Consider the following 18,624-nt stretch of genomic DNA (forward strand, 5'->3'; position numbering starts at 1 on the left):
CCCGCCGATTGCCCCAAAGCGACACCCATTATGACGTGATCGTCCTCGGCGCGGGCGGGGCCGGGCTGCTATGCGCCGCCACCGCGGGCCAGCGGGGCAGGCGCGTGCTGCTGATCGATCACGCGCCCGAAGCGGGCAGGAAGATCGTCATCTCCGGCGGCGGCCGCTGCAACTTCACCAACATCCACACCGCGCCGGACCGCTATATCTCCGCCAATCCCCATTTCGCCAAGTCGGCGCTGGGCCGCTACACCCCGTCCGATTTCCTCGCCCTCATCGAACGCCACAGGATCGCCTGGCACGAAAAGACGCTGGGCCAGCTATTCTGCGACGGCTCCGCGCGGCAGGTGGTGGCGATGCTGCTGGACGAATGCGCGGCGGGCGGCGTCGACATCCGCGTCGACCACCCCATCACCGCCATAGACCATGCCGACGCCCGATATCGCGTCACCCATGGCGCCCGAACGGCCGCCGCCCCCGCGCTGGTGATCGCGACCGGCGGCCCCTCCATCCCGAAAATGGGCGCGACCGGCTTCGCCTATGACCTTGCCCGCCGCTTCGGCCTCAAGGTCGTGGAGCCGCGCCCCGCGCTCGTCCCCCTCACGCTGGGCGGCGAGGATGTGCTGTTCCGCTCCCTCTCCGGCGTCTCGACCGAGGTGATCGCCCACAGCGGCAAGACCGCCTTTCGCGAGGCCGCCCTGCTCACCCATCGGGGCCTGTCCGGCCCGGCGATCCTCCAGATTTCCTCCTATTGGCGGCACGGGGAGGCCATCGCGCTCGATTTCCTGCCCGATCGGCCGGACGGCTGGCTGATCGAAGCCAAGCGCCACAAGCCCCGCGCCACGCTCGCCCAGAGCCTGCGCGCCCATCTGCCCGACCGCCTTGCCGATGCGCTGGGCGAACGCCTTGCTCTCTCCGGCGACCTCGCCAACCTCCCCGACCGCAAGCTGGCGGAGGCGGAGCGCCGCCTCGCCCGCTGGTCCTTCACCCCCAACGGCACCGAAGGCTATGCCAAGGCCGAAGTCACCTCCGGCGGCATCGCCACCGACGGCCTGTCCTCCCGCACCATGGAGGCGCGCAAGATGCCCGGCCTCTACGCGATCGGAGAGGCGGTGGACGTCACCGGCTGGCTGGGCGGCTATAATTTCCAATGGGCCTGGGCCAGCGGCTGGGCGGCGGGGCAGGCGGTGTAGAATCGGTTCGCGGCGGAAAATGGCGTATCGCTTGATACGGACATGCGCGTTTGTTTGCGGTCATTTCTTGCCGCCAATCTGAGATCAACTCACCGTTTGCAGACGCCCGGATGTGACGGCTTTAGTGTCATGATGCCCAGCTAGCCATTTAAGTATTCGAACGCGTGGAAGCGCGGTTTGATAACCTATAGAGGGCATATATGCCTGTGAGAACGAGAGCGAAAAAAAACTCAAGAGCCAGGAGTGAGATATTTCGCCGGTTTCGCGAAGTGGATGATTTTAAAGTATCGCCATATATGTCTCTAACGGAACGTATCGCCTGCAATGATGCCTTCCGGGACATAAGAATTTCGCCTGATACGGATCGCATCTCAACCGCGATCTTACCGCCACTTGGCAAGGTAACGAAATCTAGTTCACCAATTTGGGAGAGGGATTTTCGCCCATATAGCGGGCACCTGATGCAGCGGATATCGGCGTCGCGCCCTCCTGGCCGATAAAAGATAGAAGTTGGTCCGCCGCGGCGCCTCCACCTCCGATAAAAATTGACATTGGAAAGTGTATTCACCGAACCATGGAGGGCCGCATCATATGCCTGCTGAGCATGGCGATACTTAGCCTCGTCTGTTTCCTTGGTGGGATGCAGCATGAAAAAGAAGGTCGCGAAAATGCCTGCAAAAAAGATAGCGTATCTCACTGTGGCAAGGCTCCGAAATAAACGGGCGTATGTCCGATTCAGCTATATCTGCCACTGAAAGCCGGCCTTCCGCAAACCCCACAGCCGCCTGATCCAAAGCAGCGTAGCCGTCACCGCCTCTCGGCCATAAACCTCACACCGTCTCCACCGTCACATGCTCCATCCCCGGCAGCGCGCCGACCTTCGCGCGCACCGCCGCGATGTTCGCGCCGGGCGTCAGGCTGATGATCGCCGCATGGGCATGGGGGCCGACGCGCCAGACATGCAGGTCGCGGATCGTCGCGCCTTCCGCTTCGGCAAGGCTCCGCACCCGCGCCATCAGCGCCGGTTCGGCCGTGTCCAGCAGGATCGCCGACGTGTCCTTCATGAGGCCCCAGGCCCAGCGCGCGATCACCACCGCGCCCAGCAGGCCGACCGCCGGGTCCATCCACCACCAGCCAAGATAGCGCCCCGCCAGCAGCGCCATGATCGCCAGCACCGACGTCAGCGCATCGGTCAGCACATGCACATAGGCGGCGCGCAGATTATTGTCGGCATGGCCGTGCTTGTGGTCATGGCCACCATGTTCCTGCCCGTCATGGCTATGGTCGTGGCCCAGCAGCAGGGCGCTCAGCAGGTTGATGGCAAGGCCGATCACCGCGACCAGCGTCGCCTCCCCGAACCGGACGTTCACCGGCTCGAACAGGCGCATCCCCGATTCGACCGCGATGAACAGCGCCGTCACGCCCAGCAGCAGCGCGGAGGCAAAGCCCGACAGGTCGCCGACCTTCCCCGTGCCGAAGGTGAAGCGCGGATTGCGCGCATGTTTGCGGGCGTAGGCATAGGCCGCCGCCGCCACCGCCAGCGCGCCCGCATGCGTCGCCATGTGGAACCCGTCCGCCAGCAGCGCCATGGACCCGGTGATCCATCCAAAGACGATTTCCACCACCATGGTCGCGGCGGTGAGCCAGACCACCCACAGCGTCCGCTTCGCATTGCGGTCATGCCCCGCGCTCAGGTAGATATGATCGAAATAATGCAGTTCCTCCAGATCGTCGGGCGGCGGCGGGAAATCGTCCGCCGCCCCGGCCTGCACCCGTGCCTGCCCCAGTGCCTGACCATGTGCCTGCTTGTGCGTGTCCCCATGGCCCTGTCCATGGCGATGGTCATGCCCATGATGAGGGTGGCCATGGTGAGAGGGGCCGTGATCGTCGTGCATCGTCATTTCCCGTATCGCCGGATCAGCGCGAGCATTTCTTCGGCTGCTGCCTGCCTCTCCATATCGGTCAGGCCGGGGCGCGCCACATGCTCGCGCATATGCTGTTCGATCAGTTCTTCCATCAGGCTGCCCACCGCGCCGCGCACGGATGCGACAAGCTGCAACGTCTCCGAACAGCCCGCATCGCCCATGAGCTGGCGCTCCACGGCCTGAACCTGCCCCGCGATCCGCCGGACCCGCGCCAGCAGCTTTTCCTGATCGGCAACAATATGCATAGGATACCCCCCTATACTATATAGGAGATCGTGCCAACCCCTTTCCCTTCGCCACCTCTCTCTTGCTTTTGCCTCCACCCCTCATCGGCATCTTGTGCCCTCCCTCCCCCATGCCCATAAGAGGCGCCATGCTTCCCTTGCCCAGCCCCATCGCCTGATGAACAGGAAGGCCATTGTCATAGGCGCGGGCTTTGGCGGTCTGGCGCTCGCCATCCGCCTCCAGTCCGCGGGGATCGAAACCACGCTGGTGGAAGCTCGCGACCGCCCCGGCGGCTGCGCCTATATGTGGGAAAGGGACGGCTTCACCTTCGACGCCGGTCCGACCGCCATCACCGACCCGGCCTCGCTGGCGGAACTGTGGCGCCTGTCCGGGCATGACATGGCCGAAGATGTGACGCTGCTCCCCGTCGATCCCTTTTACCGCCTGAACTGGCCGGACGGCACCCAGTTCGACTGCGCGGGCGGGGAGGGCGCGCTGCGTACCCAGATCGCGAAACTCAGCCCGCCCGATGTCGCGGGCTATGAGCGATTCCTCGACCATGCCGACGATATATATGAAGAAGCATGGCGGCGGCTAGGCTGCGAAACCTTTCCCGACTTCGCCTCAATGGTCCGGGCCGCACCCATGCTGGCCCGCAATCAGGCGTGGCGCTCCGTCTCTTCCGTCGTTTCGTCTTATGTGAAGGATGAACGGTTGCGGCAGGCGCTATCATGGCGCGTGCTGATGATCGGCGGCAATCCGACGACGGCCAGCGGAATCAACAGCCTGATCCACAAGCTGGAGAAGCAGGGCGGCGTCTGGTTCGCCCAGGGCGGAACCAACCGGCTCGTGCAGGGCATGGCGACACATTTCGAGCGTCTGGGCGGTGTGCTGCGTCTGGGCGACAGGGTTGTGCAGATCGAGGTGCATGGCGACCGGGCGGTCGGCGTGCGGACCGCCTCGGACTGGCATGGTGAGGCGGAGGCCGTCGCCAGCAATGCCGATCTGGTGCACAGCTATCGCGATCTGCTGGGCCATCATCCGCGTGGCGCGAAGCAGGCTGACAGGATCGCCCGCAAGCGCTGGTCGCCCGGAATGTTCGTGCTGCATTTCGGGATCAGGGGAAGCTGGCCGGGCATTCCGCATCATATGATGTTGTTCGGTCCGCGTTATGAAGCGTGGCTCAAGGACATTTTCGATTATGGCATCCTGCCGCAGGATTTCGCCCTATATCTGCAACATGCCACCGTCACCGATCCGTCGCTGGCGCCAGAGGGCTATTCGACTTTCTCCGTCATGACGCCGGTGCCCCATATGGGCAAACTGCCGATCGACTGGGATCGCTTCGCGCCTGCTTATGCAGATCGGATATTGGATGAAGTCCAGCATCGGTTGATACCGGACATCCGTTCCCGTATCGTCACGCAGTTCCATTATACGCCAGCCGATTTCGCGCGCGATCTTTCCACCCATTGCGGCAGCGCTTTCAGCCTGGAACCGCTGTTGACGCAGAATGCCTGGTTCCGGCCGCACAATCACGATGATGTCATTCCCAACCTCTATCTGGTGGGCGCGGGCACACATCCGGGCGCGGGCATCCCCGGCGTGGTGACCGGAGCAAAGGCGACCGCTGCCCTAATGTTGAAAGACCTGGCGTGAAGAGATTGGCCATCTATTGCGGCTCGGCTACGCCCGCCGACCCGGCTTTTGTCGAAGCGGCACGGCAGGTCGGGCACGACCTGGCAAAGCGGGGAATCGGCATTGTCTACGGAGGTGGGCGATTGGGCCTGATGGGCGCCGTGGCGGATGCCGCGCTCGAAGCGGGCGGCGAAGTGATCGGGGTGATCCCCGAGGCGCTGGTCAGCGCTGAAGTCGCTCATCGCGGTTGCACACAATTGCACATCGTCCAGACGATGCATCAGCGCAAGGCGATGTTCACCGATCTGTCCGATGGCTTCGTGACGCTGCCCGGCGGCGTTGGCACGATGGATGAACTATGGGAGGCGATCAGTTGGGCGCAGCTTGGCTATCATGCCAAGCCGGTCGGGCTGTTCAACATGAACGGCTTTTACGATCCGTTGATCGCCTTCTATCGCCAGATGGTGGAGGTGGGATTCATCCGCCATGGCCATGCGGACATTCTCATTCATGCCAGCGAGCTGGATATATTGCTGGACAGGATGGCGAGCTACCAGCCGCACGAACCCATCTTCGCGATGAAATCGACCCAGCTTTAATTGCCCTCACCGGCGTGTCCCGCATAAAAATGGGACCGATGCTTTCGCACCGGCCCCGAGGTATGTTCGCAGGAGGAACAAGGTGAGGCGGGCGGCTTCGCGGCCGCCCTGCCAATCTCAGTAGTTGTAGGCGCGTTCGCCATGCTCGCCGAGGTCGAGGCCTTCCTGTTCGACTTCGGGACTGACCCGCAGGCCGGTCACTGCCTTGGCGATGAATATGGCGATGGTGGTGCCGATCGACGCCCAGACGATGGTGGTCACCGTGGCAAGGATCTGCGTCACGAGCTGGCTGCCGATCGCATAGTCCGCGCCGCCCGGTCCGCCCAGCGAAGGCGAGTAGACGATGCCGGTACCGATCGCGCCGATCATGCCGCCGATACCATGGATGCCGAAGGCGTCGAGCGAGTCGTCATAACCCAGCTTGGGCTTGAGCACTGTGACCGCGAAGAAGCAGATGACCGAGGCGACAGCACCAAGGACGATCGCGCCGAACGGGCCGCTGTTACCCGCCGCCGGAGTCACGGCGACGAGACCGGCGATCACGCCCGAACAGAAGCCCAGAGCCGAAGCCTTGTGCCCGGCGACACGCTCCGCAACCATCCAGGCCAGCGCGGCCGAGGCAGTGGCGACGAAGGTGTTGATCATCGCGAGAGCAGCCGAACCATTGGCTTCCAGCGCCGAACCGGCGTTGAACCCGAACCAGCCGACCCACAGCAGGCCGGTGCCGACGGCCGTCAGCGTCAGCGAATGGGGCGCCATCGGTTCCTTGGGGAAGCCCATGCGCTTGCCCAGGATGATGCACGCCACCAGCGCGGAGACGCCGGCGTTGATGTGCACCACCGTGCCACCCGCAAAGTCCAACGCGCCCATTTCGAAGAACAGGCCGCCTGCCGCCCAGACCATATGGGCAATCGGGAAATAGACAATGGTGAGCCAGACGAGGGCGAAGATCATCACGGCCGAAAACTTGATGCGCTCGACCACCGAACCCAGCACCAGCGCCACGGTGATCGCGGCGAAGGTCATCTGGAAGCTGACGAACACATATTCGGGAATGACTACCCCGTCGGTGAAGGTCGCCGCCGTCGAATCCGGCGTGATGCCGGCCAAGAACATTTTGCCAAGGCTGGCGACGAAGGGCTTGAGCCCTTCCGACGCATCGGGACCGAATGCCAGGCTATAGCCATAGGTGACCCAGACGAGCATCGCGAGACACGCGACCGCGCCGATCTGCGTCATGACGGACAGCATGTTCTTGGTGCGGACCAAGCCGCCATAGAACAGCGCAAGGCCAGGGAGGATCATGGCGAGAACGAGGATGGTGGAAACCATCATCCAGGCGGTGTCGCCCTTATTCGGCACGGGGGCCGCAGCGGCGGCGTCCTGCGCCCAAGCAGGCAGCGCGGTGAACAGCGATAACGCCGCAGCGCCCGCCATGCTGCAAAGTTTTTTGGAAAAGCTCATTATTCCCCCCAATTTTACAGAGCGGTTTCGCCGGTTTCGCCGGTGCGGATGCGAACCGCCTGGCCGACATCGAGGACGAAAATCTTGCCATCGCCGATGGCGCCGGAATTGGCGGCGGACTGTGTTGCCTCGACGACGCGTGGCGCGAGGTCGTCGTCGCAGACAACCTCGATCTTGATCTTCGGAACCATGTTGGTTGAATATTCGGCCCCGCGATAGATTTCGGTCTGTCCTTTCTGACGACCAAAGCCCTTCACTTCGCTGACCGTCATGCCGGCGATGCCAAGCGAGGAAAGTGCCTCGCGGACTTCGTCAAGCTTGAACGGCTTGATGATAGCCATGACAAGTTTCATGTCGCCCCCTTTAACTGGTGTGCGAACACTACTCAGCAAGAGCTGTGCCAATTCGTTAAACGGGGATTAACAGGGGTTTTCAGGTGCGCTGCTTATGATGCAGCGCCAAAAAAATGGGCAGCGGCCGGAATGTGATTAAAATTTGGGCAGCGGCCGATGCTGTTTTACCAGATCGCGCCTTGCGTTGCCGCTTCTGCCTCGCCGGGCCGGTCTGAACGGCCCAGAACGGCATTGCGATGTGGAAAACGACCGAATTGCTTGACAACGGCGTGATGCTCGCGCGCGAAGTCCAGTGATTGCTGATCGCCCGCAGCTTCGAACAGCGTGAGCGAAAGCTCCTGATCCTCAAGCGCCTCGCTGTGCTGGAAAGGCATGTAGAAGAAGAGACGGCCAGCCCCGCCAATCTGGATATCATAGCCATGGGCGATAGCGCCGCGGGCAATGTCGCGGGCGAGGGGATCGGTGGCAAAGGCCGTGGCGCTTTGCCGGAACATATTGCGGGGCAATTGGTCGAACAGCAGCACCGCGGCCAGCGCTTCGTCCGCGCGTTCGAGGAAGTCTTCGGCAGGCAATCTCCGCTTTTCTTCCCAAGTCTTCATGAAACGCGCTTTGCAGAGTCGATCCAATAGCGGATCATGGCCCCACCAGCCTTTTTCGCCGACCTGATTGAACCAGAAGTCAAGCAGCGCCGCCGCCCAATCGGCGGTCACGGCATCGGGACTATCGGTCAACATGTTCATACCAGATGAATGAGCGGCTCGCAGCCGGGTTCCTCAGCCCATGGCGGCTTCGCGTCAGGTCGCCGTGCCGCCGACCGTCAGCCCCTCGATCAGCAGGGTTGGCTGGCCGACGCCAGCAGGCACGCTCTGCCCGCACTTGCCGCACATGCCGATGCCTTCGTCCAGTGCCCAGTCATTGCCGATGCCTGCGACCTTGGTCAGCGCGGTCGGGCCATCGCCGATTAGCGTGGCACCCTTGATCGGCTCGCCCAGCTTGCCATTCTCGACCTTGTAGGCTTCGGTGCAGGAAAAGACGAACTTGCCCGATACGATGTCGACCTGTCCGCCGCCGAAACTCTTGGCGAAGATGCCGGATTTCATGCGGCTCAGCAACTCTTGCGGGTCATCATTGCCGCCTTTGATGAATGTGTTGGTCATGCGTGGCATCGGCGCGTGGGCGTAGCTTTCGCGGCGGCCGTTACCGGTCGGCTCGACGCCCATCAGCCGGGCGTTCAGCCGATCCTGCATATAGCCCTTGAGGATACCGTCGTCGATCAGGACATTTTCGCGGGTTGGCGTGCCCTCATCGTCGATGGAGAGGGAGCCGCGACGGTTCAGAATGGAGCCGTCATCCACCACCGTCACGCCGGGTGCGGCAACGCGTTGACCAATGCGGCCGGAAAAAGCGCTGGTGCCCTTGCGATTGAAATCGCCCTCCAGCCCATGACCGATGGCTTCATGCACCAGCACGCCGGGCCAGCCCGGCCCCAATAGCACTGTCATCTCCCCGGCGGGGGCGGCGACAGACCGCAGGTTGACACGTGCCTGCGCCAGCGCTTCGTCTATGGCGCGGTTCCAGATCGCCGCATCCATGACCTGATCGTAAAGATAACGCCCGCCCACCCCGAACACGCCGGTTTCGCGGCGGCCATTCTCCTCCAGGATAACCGACACGTTGAGGCGCACTAGCGGGCGAATATCCGTTGCGGTGAAACCGTCGGCGCGGAGGATCTCCACCACGGACCAGCTTCCCGACAGGCTCACAGATACTTGCGCGACGCGGGGATCGCGGGCGCGGGCGGCTGCATCGATCTCGGCGCACAGCCTCACCTTCTCGGCGAAGGGGACGATCTCCAGGGGATTGGCGTCGGTATAAAGGTGGCGGTTGGTCCGCTGCGGGGGCGGGGCTGGCCTGCCCTCGGCCGGGTCAAGCAGCGTCAATGTTTCGGCGGCGCGGCGAATAGCGGCTTCGCTTATGTCGTTGGCGTGGGCAAAGCCCGTCATTTCGCCCGACACGCCGCGCAGGCCAAAGCCCGCATCGGTCGAATAGTCGGCGGTCTTCAGTCGCCCATCATCGAAGCCGAAGCTTTCGCTCGCCCGATATTGCAGATAAAGTTCGCCATCGTCGCAGGCTTTCAGTGCCTCGGCGGTCAGGCGGCACGCGCCATCTGGATCGAGCAGACCCGGACGATAGAGCAGGCCACGAGCATCGGTGAATTGGGAAGCAAGATCGGTCATGCGTCCGATATAGAATGATTTCGAGGCAGGTGAAGCCCACCGCCTCGGGAATCACGTCAAATTAGATGCCGAAGTCGCCCTTAAGCCCGGCGAAATTTCGTCAGATGCTGGCGCCTGAGGCTATATCGGGCAAATTGCCTACTTCAGGCGTGTCACCCGGCCCGCCGATCAGCACGAAGCGCCGGTCGCAATAGCCGCAGTCGACATAGCCATGCTCGTCGATTTCCAGAAAGACGCGCGGATGGCCGAGGGCGGCGGGAATGTCGCCCGAACCGTCGCAGGAAACGCGCGACCGGGAGACTCGGATGATTTCAGGCGGCTGGATCATGGAGCGGTCGATTAGCAGCGGTCGAGCCGGGCCGCAATATGCTGGCGGGCATGCATTACATCAGCAGCGGAGGCGGGCAGGGCTTGTCCGAGGAGGCTATGGCCTTGGCGGGTGGATACCAATCGAGGCAGTCCCTCATGCTCGCCGCCGCCGAAGGAGAGAGCAGAAACAGGATGGGGGCTATGACACCGCTGAAAAGGATTGAGACCGGCATGGGCTAGACGAGTGCCTGACCAGAGATTGCTGGCGGATGAATATCATTCATCCGCATCGATACGACGAACGACAAGTCACCGATCATGAATTTATGGTGGGCGATGACGGGCTCGAACCGCCGACATTCTCGGTGTAAACGAGACGCTCTACCAACTGAGCTAATCGCCCCCGTGGGGATTTCCCCGCGCTTCTAGGGTCTTTTGGCCAACGGTCAAGAGTATGTTCGCGGAACAGAGCAGCAGCGAACGGACTGGAATGGATATGAGAGTCCCGAACTATTCCCGAAGGAAGCGGCAGGGAAGTCCCACATGGCTCTTGGGCGAGAGGAGCATTGCCTGCAGGTCACGCATGTATCCCCGTTCTTCCATCATGGCCAAGAAAGCGTCGGCTCGCTCCAAACCAACGGGTCAGGGCGGCGGCGGCACTATCGGCCAAGGTGATGAAGACGCGGCGCCCGTCGTGCGGATCGGCCTGTCGTTGCAATAGCCCTTTTTCCGTCAATGTGCGAATCCAACGGAGCGCGGTGGTGGGCGGCACGGCCGATGCGATGCATAGGCTGGACACCGATACGCGTTCCTGTTCCAGCCGCGCGGCAAACAGGTCGAGCAGCATGTCCCATGCCGGATCGGCAAACAGGTCCCCCGGCAGAAACTCGTCACGCAGGCGGCGGACGCGCAACCAGTCCCGCACCTGTTGAGGTGTGATGTCATTCCGTCCATCCACGTCTGCCTGCTCCTCGCCCAGGGGGGCAATGGCAGGCATGCCTATATAATCGCTTGGTCGATCGGAAATGCGGGGGCCAAGTTCGAAGGACGGTGCGGCCTGATGCCGTCTTTGGGTCAGTGTTTCCAGAGTGCGGGCAAGGCGGCTGACTTCATCGCTCAGCTTTTGCAGGCGGATGCCGTCGCTATCGCCGCTGAGGTCATGAAGGGTCTGCCCGTTGCCTATCGTCTCGACGGCGACAAGTAGCGCGGCAGCGAGATCGGTTTCATCAGGTCGACACAGCAACTGCGTCCGTTCATTACGGGTGCAGGCATAGGCCAGATCGATCGTTTCCAGGCCAGCCGCGAGGATCACCGGAATATCATGCTGGATGGCAAAGGTTTCCACCTGTACGAACAGGCGTTCCAATATCGGATGTTGCCGGTCGCATAGCAGGAGAACGACGTCACAGCCGAGCTGAATGTCAAGCCGGGAGGGCGCTTCCTCTATCGCCACCGCCTCCAGAAGGCGCAGCCCGGCCGCCGAAGCGACAGCCGCCATGTCGTCTGTTGCCGCCATATCGGTCAGAACCAGCAGGCCGGCGCGATCATCCTTTCTGCCGTAGGGCAGATCGGCCGATCCCCCTTTCGTGCCGTAGGGGAAATCATAAGTCATGAGCGGCTCCCGTGCTTGTTCTGTTCTTCATCCTACTGAAATATCGTAACAGCGCAGCCCGATCTTTTCTCCAAAGCGGAGACAATGGCGGCCGCCCTCGGGGTTGTGTAGGAAAAAGGAAACGGGCTCGCAACGAACGTACCGTTCCCGATGCGATTCGGCTGCCTCATTTCACCAGATGAAGGGAAGGAACGCATGAGGAGGCATTCCTCCATATTGGACGCATTTTCGATCTTTTCAGGAAGCAGTGCGGCGGGCGAAGTCGATATAGAGTTCGCGCAGCCGTATCGCGACCGGGCCGGGAAGCCCGGAACCGATGGCCTGTCCGTCGATCCGCACCACCGACTGGCAAAGCGTGGAGGCGCTTGTGATGAAGGCTTCGCGGGCGGCGAGCGCTTCGATCACGGTGAAGGGACGGCGGATGACCTTGAGGCCGCTTTCCTCTGCCAGCGCCGTTAACGCCGCGCCAGTGCAGCCCGCCAGCACCGCATGGGAATAAGGGCGGGTGATAATGCCTTCGTCGGTCAGGATGAAGGCGGTGGAGGATGCGCCTTCGGTCACGAAGCCATCTTCTATCATCCACGCTTCCTGCGCGCCTGAGACTTTGGCGGCCTGTTTCGCCATAGCCTGCGCCAGCAGCATGACGCTTTTGATGTCGCGGCGCTTCCAACGCAGATCGGGCGTGGTTGCCACGCTGATCCCCGTGCGGACGGCGGCCACGTCGAGAAAAGGCTTGTCCTGCACGAACATGACCAGAGTAGGCTGGATTGCGGCGGAGGGCTGGAAATCGCGGGTGCCATCCGCGCCACGGGTCAGTTGGAGATAGACGAGACCTTCGCCAAGGCCGTTGCGGGCGACGAGATTCTTTTGCACCGCCTCAATCTCTGCCGGGGGAATAGGGAGGGGAATGCCGATTTCTCCGGCCGATCGTTCCAATCGGGCCAGATGCGCTGCACTGTCGACCAGATGGCCGTCGATCACGGCAGCGACTTCATAGATGCCGTCGGCAAAGAGGAAGCCCCGATCGAGCACGGAGACATGGGCCTGTTCCAAGGGAAGGAACCGACCGTTCAGATAAGCGACGGACATGGCGACGCGATCACCCTTCGGATGCATGGAAAGGTAGTGATGTTGCCGCTTCGCTGCCGCCGGTCAAGAGGTGTCTGGAATGCATTTTGCGCGGCTGCTCACTATCCAGCCGCAGCGTGCGTTCAGGCGGCCTTGCCTTGCAACGCCTTTTGCCGCCGTCGCTGGACGGAGGAGCCTATGCCCATGGATTCGCGATATTTGGCAACGGTGCGGCGGGCTAGATCCATGCCCTTGGCGCGCAGCAGGTCGACCAGCGTGTCGTCGGACAGGATGGCCTGCGGATCTTCTTTGGAGATCAACGCCTTAATGTGGCTTTTCACCGCTTCGGCGGAGACTGCGCCATCGCCGCCCGCCGCAGCCACGCCGCTGGTGAAGAAATATTTGAGTTCGTAGAGGCCGCGCGGGCAGGAGAGATATTTGTTCGACGTGACGCGACTGACTGTTGATTCATGCATCTCTATCGCTTCGGCTACCGCTTTGAGCGTCAGGGGTTTCAGATGCGCGACGCCCTTGTGGAAGAAATCCTCCTGCTGGCGCACGATCTCGCTTGCTACCTTGATGATGGTTTTCTGCCGCTGGTCGAGCGCCTTCACCAGCCAGTTGGCGCTGGCAAGACAGTCTGCGAGCCAGCTTTTGGCCGCTTTGCCCTGTGTCCCACTGGACAATTCGACATAATAGCTGCGGTTGATGAGGATGCGAGGCAGGGTCGTCGCGTTCACCTCGATCGCCCAGCCTTCCTTGGTCGGGTTGACGAACAGGTCGGGCGTGACCGGAGCGGCGCGTTCTCCGCCAAAGCGCAGGCCGGGTTTGGGATCATATCCACGCAGTTCGCGGATCATGTCGGTCATATCCTCCTCATCCACGCCGCAGATACGGCGCAGTTGGGGCAGCGCGCCCCTGGCGAGCAGGTCGAGATTAGCGAGCAGCTTCGCCATGCAGGGATCGTAGCGGTCAACTTCCTTCGCTTGCAGGGCGAGACATTCGGCAAGCGAGCGCGCGCCGACGCCTGTGGGGTCGAAGCCCTGGATCACGCCCAGCACGCGCTCCACATCATAGAGCGGCACGCTCAGCCCATGAGCGGTTTCAAGGAGATTGGCCTCCAGATAGCCGGCTTCGTCGATCTGGCCGATCAGTTGCGTCGCGATGAGGATATCCATGCCCGACAGATGCGACCCGGCCTGCTCCATCAGATGTTCCTGAAGGCCGGGTTCCATCTTGGCGAAACTGTCCAAATCGGGCGCTTCGCCGCTATAGCCCGGCATTATGTCGCCGCCGCCTGCTGATCCTACTGCTTGGGCGGCCAGGCGGTCGCCGGGGCCGTCATCGATAAAGGTTTCGGCGCTGTGGTCGACATCGAGGGGACAGTCGGCCTCGCCCAACCCCTGTCCGATCAGCGTGTCGGCTTCGCCTATGTCGGCGGAGAGGGTTGGTTGCTCGACATCGCGGTCCACGCCGTCAGCGGAGATGAACCGGTCATCCTCTGCGCCGCTGGATTCAAGCAGTGGGTTCTTTTCCAGCTCTCCCGCGACAAAGGCTTCGATTTCGAGATTCGACAGCGTCAGCAGCTTGATTGCCTGCTGAAGCTGCGGCGTCATGATGAGCGACTGGCTCTGCCGCAGGTCAAGGCGGGGACCGAGCGCCATCAGTCTGTCCCGATGCCTGAAGGGCGGGGGAGGAAAGTGCGCCCGATCATGTCACAGCGAGAAATTCTCGCCCAGATAGAGCCGCCGGACGTCGGCATTGGCGACCAATTCGGTGGGGCTGCCGGTAAAGAGCACCTGTCCGCTATAGATGATGCAGGCGCGATCCACGATTTCCAGCGTTTCGCGCACGTTATGGTCGGTGATGAGGACACCTATCCCCCGTGTCTTGAGCTGTTTCACCAGATCGCGAATGTCGGCGATGGACAGCGGGTCGATGCCCGCGAAAGGTTCGTCCAGCAGCACGATGGAAGGATTGGCCGCCAGCGCGCGGGCGATTTCGCAGCGGCGGCGTTCACCGCCCGACAGTGCCATGGCGGCGGAATCGCGCAGGCGGGTAAGGCCGAATTCTTCCAGCAGCTGTTCAAGGCGGGCCGCGCGGGAACTCTTGTCCGGCTCGGCCAGTTCCAGCACCGCGCCGATATTCTGCGCGACGGTAAGGCCGCGAAAGATCGAGGTTTCTTGCGGCAGATAGCCAAGGCCCAATATCGCGCGGCGATACATGGGAAGCCCTGTAATGTCCTGCCCGTCGAGGATGATGCGGCCATGATCGGGGCGGACGAGGCCCATGACTGAATAGAAGCAGGTCGTCTTGCCCGCGCCATTGGGGCCGAGCAGGCCGACGACTTCGCCTTTGCCCACGGTCAGCGAGACGTCGGTCAAGACAGCGCGCTTGTCATAGCTTTTGGCAATGGAGATCACTGACAGGCCGTCGCCCACTTCCTGTGGCACAGGATAGGTTTCGGCAGTCTTGTTTTCCATGATCGTCACATCGTCCATTCGTCTGTCCTTGCAGCCGCTTTGGTTAATCACGCGTATAGATCGATCCGAAATGCGGCAATTGGCAAGCTTTGTGCATGTCGGGATCGCCGGAGCAAGGGGAAAATCACTGCCCGCCCGTGACATGGGATGGAAATGGCGCTTTTCCAGTCCCGCCAGCCAGATCGATAGTCCGTTCGATGCCGATGGCGCGGAGGAAGGCGCCATCATGGCTGACCACCAGCAGTGCGCCATCATAGCCGTTAAGGCCTGCTTCGACGGCTTCCATCGCTTCCAGATCCAGATGATTGGTTGGTTCATCGAGGATCAGTAAGGGTGGGGGCGATGCTCCGCCCAGCACGCATGCAAGCCCCGCACGCAGCATCTGACCGCCGCTCAGTGTAGCGACCCGCTGATCGGCGGCGCCGGCGCGGAAACGAAAATGGGCCAGCGCGGCTCGGCAGGCATGATTTCCGACGCCAGGATGGAAGCGCAGGAAATTCTCCGCGATGGTCCGCGCGGGATCGAGCAGCGTGACTTGCTGATCGAGAAGGGTGAAGGGCACATGCAATTTCACGTCTCCGGCCCAGGGCCGTAGATGACCTGTGATGGTGGCGAGCAGGGTGGATTTACCCGAACCATTGGGACCGGCCAGCGCGATCCGTTCCGGCCCGACTATGGAAAAGCCGAGGCTGGTGATGATGGCACGTTCCCGTTCGTGACCAACTGTCAGACTCTCCACATCGAGCACGCGTTGGGACGCAGCGAGGCCCGTTGGCGTGAGAGCGATGGAGATGGGTTCGACCACTTCGACACGCGCTTTTGCCTGACGAGCAGCCTGCTCGGCATCGGCACGCAGGCGGTCGGCCAGATGAGCATTGTCGCCGCCACTCTTTTCCGCGCGTTCACGCCGCATGCCCAAAACTATGCGGGGCATGTCGCCGCGTGCGCCCTTGCGGCGGCCTGCGGCGTCGCGTCGCTGTTTGCGCTCGACCGCGATCTGGGCATCGCGGCTTGCAGCTTTAACGCGGCGCTCAGCGGTAGCGAGATCCTGTTGTGCGGCGGCGAGTTCAACGGCCTTGCGCTCGCGATAATGGCTCCAGTTGCCGCCATGGCGAGTGGCGCCGATGCTCGTAAGTTCGACGATCGCGTCCATTTCCTCCAGCAGTTCGCGGTCGTGGCTGACTATAATCGCGCCGCCACGCCAATCACGCAGTAGGTTGAGCACGGCGCGCCGTCCATCATGATCGAGGTTGTTGGTTGGCTCGTCCAGCAACAGAAAATCGGGCTGGGCGAAGACAGCCGCAGCAAGGGCAAGGCGCGTGCGCTGACCACCGGAAAAAAGGGCAAGGGAGGTAGCCGGAGTGGCGTCGAGCGCAAGTCGGCCAAGCGCGGACAGGATGCGGGACTCCAGCGTCCAGTCGGCATGTTCCAGTTCTGCCATGCTGGCTTCACCGGTTTCGGCCTTTTGCAGCAGCGCCAGATCCTGCGTGACGCCGAACAGATCGGCGACCGTCTCGTCCGATTCGGCGCGGACGACCTGGCGCAGCCCGCTCAGCGTACCATTGAGGATGGTATGCCCATTGAGCGGCTTCAACGTGCCATCTAGCAGATGCAGCAACGTGGATTTACCCACCCCATTGCGGCCGACGATACCGGTGCGTTCCTGTTTGAATTGGAGGTCGATGCCGGCAAGAACAGGCTGTCCTTCAGGCGTGGACCAACTGATATGGGAAACGGAAATGGAGGGCATGGGCAAGGACTTTCCTGGCGGCGGGGCTGGATGGCTTTGCTGTCAGGTGGAAATCCATGATCGCCTTCTCCCTTGCGATTGCTGGTGCCAGAATAGGGTAGGGAGAGCTGCGCTGCAAGGCGCGGGTTTCGGTTGGGAGGGCGGGTGGTCGAATCCATTTACCATGTTGCAGGGACGCAGCCTTTTTCGCACAGCTTATAGAGCGGAACGCTTAGGGACGACGTGGCGTTGGATTGAGGCGCCATAATGCCCGTCCGTTGGAATGGAGAACAATCTCGTGATTTTGCTCAACCGCCCAGACCTGCTGCGCGAACAAGCCTATGTTGGGGGGGAGTGGGTTGGCGCCGACCGCACATTCGCCATTCACGATCCTGCAACCGGCGCGCCCATCGCAAATGTGCCGGACCTCACCGCGCAGGATATGAGGCGCGCCATCGATGCCGCGGACGTAGCGATGAAAGGATGGGCGGCCAAGACAGCGAAAGAGCGTGCGCTGGTGTTGCGCCGCTGGTTTGACCTGATGCTGGCTCACCAGGATGATCTGGCGGCGATCATGACCGCCGAACAGGGCAAGCCGCTGGCAGAAGCGAAAGGCGAGATAGTCTATGGCGCAAGCTTCATCGAATGGTTCGCGGAAGAAGGGAAGCGTGTCTATGGCGACGTCGTTCCTACCCATGCCGCCGATCGCCGCATCCTGACGCTGAAACAGCCCATCGGCGTATGTGGTGCAATCACACCGTGGAACTTCCCGGTGGCAATGATTACGCGCAAGGCCGGTCCGGCGTTGGCGGCGGGCTGCGCGATGGTGCTCAAGCCCGCAGAGCAGACGCCGCTCTCCGCGCTGGCGCTGGCCGTGTTGGCGGAGGAAGCGGGGCTGCCCGCGGGACTGCTGAGCGTCGTCACCACCAGTGACGCCAAGGCTATCGGCGGCGAAATAACCTCCAACCCCAGGATCGCGAAGATCAGTTTTACGGGTTCTACGGAGGTCGGCAAGCTGCTGATGAGGCAAAGCGCGGGCACCGTGAAGAAGGTCAGCCTGGAACTGGGAGGCAATGCGCCCTTCATTGTGTTCGACGATGCTGATCTCGACGAAGCGGTGAAAGGCGCAATCGCGTCCAAGTTCCGAAATGCGGGTCAAACCTGCGTCTGCGCCAACCGGCTCTATGTGCAGGATGCCATTTACGAGCGTTTCGTCGAACGGCTGACGCAGGCGGTGGCGGCACTGCATGTCGGTATCGGCACGGAGCCGGGTGTCGATATCGGGCCGCTGATCGACGATGACGCCCTCTCAAAGGTAGAGGCGCATCTGGCCGATGCGCTGGAACATGGTGCGAAAGTCACTACCGGCGGTGCGCGGCATGAATTGGGAGGCCACTTTTTCCAGCCCACGGTGATCGCGGGAATGACGCCCGACATGCGGATTGCCACTGAGGAAACCTTTGGCCCCCTCGCGCCCATCTTCCGCTTTTCGGACGAGGCGGACGCCATCGCGCAGGCCAATGCGACGCGCTTTGGTCTTGCCGCCTATTTCTACGCCCGCGATCTGGGACGAGTGTGGCGTGTCGCCGAAGCACTGGAATATGGCATTGTTGGCATTAACACCGGCATCATCTCCACCGAAGTCGCACCCTTCGGCGGCGTGAAGGAATCAGGCATTGGCCGCGAAGGGTCGCGTTATGGCATCGACGATTATGTGGAGATCAAATATCTCGCCATGGCGGGCATCCAGTAAAGAGAAATGAGAGAGCCGTGCAGGATCGGGCGGGGC

Annotated in this window: 16 protein-coding genes and 1 tRNA gene; 4 read left to right on the plus strand and 13 right to left on the minus strand. The window is 62.1% G+C overall.

The window, feature by feature from the left end:
• The first annotated feature begins 8 nt into the window (after nucleotides 1-8).
• A complete protein-coding gene (locus LDB26_RS01380) occupies nucleotides 9-1,193 on the plus strand; it encodes an NAD(P)/FAD-dependent oxidoreductase (RefSeq protein ID WP_257539948.1) in 1,185 nt (394 codons plus the stop codon).
• 830 nt (nucleotides 1,194-2,023) lie between these two features.
• Here the strand turns inward: LDB26_RS01380 and dmeF are convergent.
• Together dmeF and LDB26_RS01390 are read right to left on the minus strand one after the other, a co-directional pair.
• Nucleotides 2,024-3,094, minus strand: a complete 1,071-nt coding sequence (gene dmeF / locus LDB26_RS01385; protein WP_257539950.1) for a CDF family Co(II)/Ni(II) efflux transporter DmeF — start codon at nucleotides 3,092-3,094, stop codon at nucleotides 2,024-2,026.
• On the minus strand, nucleotides 3,091-3,363 hold the full coding sequence (locus LDB26_RS01390; RefSeq protein ID WP_021245083.1) for a metal/formaldehyde-sensitive transcriptional repressor: 273 nt from the start codon (nucleotides 3,361-3,363) through the stop codon (nucleotides 3,091-3,093). The genes dmeF and LDB26_RS01390 overlap by 4 nt, the downstream gene beginning before the upstream one ends.
• A gap of 157 nt (nucleotides 3,364-3,520) precedes the next feature.
• On the opposite strand from LDB26_RS01390, the gene LDB26_RS01395 reads away from it, so the two are divergent.
• Both LDB26_RS01395 and LDB26_RS01400 read left to right on the plus strand, forming a co-directional pair.
• On the plus strand, nucleotides 3,521-5,002 hold the full coding sequence (locus LDB26_RS01395; protein WP_257539953.1) for a phytoene desaturase: 1,482 nt from the start codon (nucleotides 3,521-3,523) through the stop codon (nucleotides 5,000-5,002).
• Nucleotides 4,999-5,580, plus strand: a complete 582-nt coding sequence (locus LDB26_RS01400; RefSeq protein WP_062063214.1) for a TIGR00730 family Rossman fold protein — start codon at nucleotides 4,999-5,001, stop codon at nucleotides 5,578-5,580. The genes LDB26_RS01395 and LDB26_RS01400 overlap by 4 nt, the downstream gene beginning before the upstream one ends.
• A 117-nt stretch (nucleotides 5,581-5,697) precedes the next feature.
• Here the strand turns inward: LDB26_RS01400 and LDB26_RS01405 are convergent, their stop codons facing one another.
• The 11 genes from LDB26_RS01405 to LDB26_RS01455 form a co-directional block, all read right to left on the minus strand.
• The gene (locus tag LDB26_RS01405) at nucleotides 5,698-7,044 is read right to left on the minus strand and encodes an ammonium transporter (RefSeq protein ID WP_062063217.1); all 1,347 of its coding nucleotides are present in this window, start codon (nucleotides 7,042-7,044) and stop codon (nucleotides 5,698-5,700) included.
• A gap of 14 nt (nucleotides 7,045-7,058) precedes the next feature.
• On the minus strand, nucleotides 7,059-7,397 hold the full coding sequence (locus tag LDB26_RS01410; protein WP_062063219.1) for a P-II family nitrogen regulator: 339 nt from the start codon (nucleotides 7,395-7,397) through the stop codon (nucleotides 7,059-7,061).
• A 164-nt stretch (nucleotides 7,398-7,561) separates the two neighbouring features.
• Nucleotides 7,562-8,137, minus strand: coding sequence for a DUF924 family protein (locus LDB26_RS01415; RefSeq protein ID WP_257539955.1), 576 nt, complete (start codon nucleotides 8,135-8,137; stop codon nucleotides 7,562-7,564).
• A gap of 54 nt (nucleotides 8,138-8,191) precedes the next feature.
• Entirely contained in the window at nucleotides 8,192-9,634 is a 1,443-nt protein-coding gene (gene tldD / locus LDB26_RS01420) for a metalloprotease TldD (RefSeq protein WP_257539958.1), read from the minus strand.
• A gap of 100 nt (nucleotides 9,635-9,734) precedes the next feature.
• Nucleotides 9,735-9,962, minus strand: coding sequence for a zinc-finger domain-containing protein (locus LDB26_RS01425; RefSeq protein ID WP_062063225.1), 228 nt, complete (start codon nucleotides 9,960-9,962; stop codon nucleotides 9,735-9,737).
• A gap of 308 nt (nucleotides 9,963-10,270) precedes the next feature.
• A tRNA-Val gene (locus LDB26_RS01430) sits at nucleotides 10,271-10,346 on the minus strand.
• Between the two features lie 174 nt (nucleotides 10,347-10,520).
• On the minus strand, nucleotides 10,521-11,555 hold the full coding sequence (locus LDB26_RS01435; RefSeq protein WP_257539960.1) for a winged helix DNA-binding protein: 1,035 nt from the start codon (nucleotides 11,553-11,555) through the stop codon (nucleotides 10,521-10,523).
• A 237-nt stretch (nucleotides 11,556-11,792) separates the two neighbouring features.
• Complete coding sequence (locus LDB26_RS01440; protein ID WP_257539962.1) at nucleotides 11,793-12,644, minus strand: D-amino-acid transaminase; 852 nt, start codon at nucleotides 12,642-12,644, stop codon at nucleotides 11,793-11,795.
• A gap of 122 nt (nucleotides 12,645-12,766) precedes the next feature.
• Nucleotides 12,767-14,287: an RNA polymerase factor sigma-54 gene (gene rpoN, locus LDB26_RS01445; protein ID WP_257539964.1), complete on the minus strand. Its 1,521-nt coding sequence runs from the start codon at nucleotides 14,285-14,287 to the stop codon at nucleotides 12,767-12,769.
• Nucleotides 14,288-14,338: 51 nt separating this feature from the next.
• On the minus strand, nucleotides 14,339-15,124 hold the full coding sequence (lptB, locus tag LDB26_RS01450) for an LPS export ABC transporter ATP-binding protein (protein WP_062063233.1): 786 nt from the start codon (nucleotides 15,122-15,124) through the stop codon (nucleotides 14,339-14,341).
• 106 nt (nucleotides 15,125-15,230) lie between these two features.
• On the minus strand, nucleotides 15,231-16,856 hold the full coding sequence (locus tag LDB26_RS01455) for an ABC-F family ATP-binding cassette domain-containing protein (RefSeq protein ID WP_257539966.1): 1,626 nt from the start codon (nucleotides 16,854-16,856) through the stop codon (nucleotides 15,231-15,233).
• 262 nt (nucleotides 16,857-17,118) lie between these two features.
• On the opposite strand from LDB26_RS01455, the gene LDB26_RS01460 reads away from it, so the two are divergent.
• Entirely contained in the window at nucleotides 17,119-18,588 is a 1,470-nt protein-coding gene (locus LDB26_RS01460; protein ID WP_257539968.1) for an NAD-dependent succinate-semialdehyde dehydrogenase, read from the plus strand.
• The last annotated feature ends 36 nt before the right edge of the window (nucleotides 18,589-18,624 follow it).

The sequence above is a fragment of the Sphingobium sp. CFD-1 genome, from assembly GCF_024611115.1.
GTDB classification, from domain to species: Bacteria; Pseudomonadota; Alphaproteobacteria; order Sphingomonadales; family Sphingomonadaceae; genus Sphingobium; species Sphingobium baderi_A.

What these genes read in the sequence shown, in the direction of transcription:
- LDB26_RS01395 (WP_257539953.1), top strand. Translation starts at nt 3,521, where the DNA reads ATGAACAGGAAGGCCATTGTCATAGGCGCGGGCTTTGGCGGTCTGGCG.
- lptB (WP_062063233.1), bottom strand. Translation starts at nt 15,124, where the DNA reads ATGGACGATGTGACGATCATGGAAAACAAGACTGCCGAAACCTATCCT.
- LDB26_RS01460 (WP_257539968.1), top strand. Translation starts at nt 17,119, where the DNA reads ATGGAGAACAATCTCGTGATTTTGCTCAACCGCCCAGACCTGCTGCGC.
- rpoN (WP_257539964.1), bottom strand. Translation starts at nt 14,287, where the DNA reads ATGGCGCTCGGTCCCCGCCTTGACCTGCGGCAGAGCCAGTCGCTCATC.
- LDB26_RS01405 (WP_062063217.1), bottom strand. Translation starts at nt 7,044, where the DNA reads ATGAGCTTTTCCAAAAAACTTTGCAGCATGGCGGGCGCTGCGGCGTTA.
- LDB26_RS01415 (WP_257539955.1), bottom strand. Translation starts at nt 8,137, where the DNA reads ATGAACATGTTGACCGATAGTCCCGATGCCGTGACCGCCGATTGGGCG.
- tldD (WP_257539958.1), bottom strand. Translation starts at nt 9,634, where the DNA reads ATGACCGATCTTGCTTCCCAATTCACCGATGCTCGTGGCCTGCTCTAT.
- LDB26_RS01455 (WP_257539966.1), bottom strand. Translation starts at nt 16,856, where the DNA reads ATGCCCTCCATTTCCGTTTCCCATATCAGTTGGTCCACGCCTGAAGGA.
- LDB26_RS01435 (WP_257539960.1), bottom strand. Translation starts at nt 11,555, where the DNA reads ATGACTTATGATTTCCCCTACGGCACGAAAGGGGGATCGGCCGATCTG.
- dmeF (WP_257539950.1), bottom strand. Translation starts at nt 3,094, where the DNA reads ATGACGATGCACGACGATCACGGCCCCTCTCACCATGGCCACCCTCAT.
- LDB26_RS01425 (WP_062063225.1), bottom strand. Translation starts at nt 9,962, where the DNA reads ATGATCCAGCCGCCTGAAATCATCCGAGTCTCCCGGTCGCGCGTTTCC.
- LDB26_RS01440 (WP_257539962.1), bottom strand. Translation starts at nt 12,644, where the DNA reads ATGTCCGTCGCTTATCTGAACGGTCGGTTCCTTCCCTTGGAACAGGCC.
- LDB26_RS01390 (WP_021245083.1), bottom strand. Translation starts at nt 3,363, where the DNA reads ATGCATATTGTTGCCGATCAGGAAAAGCTGCTGGCGCGGGTCCGGCGG.
- LDB26_RS01410 (WP_062063219.1), bottom strand. Translation starts at nt 7,397, where the DNA reads ATGAAACTTGTCATGGCTATCATCAAGCCGTTCAAGCTTGACGAAGTC.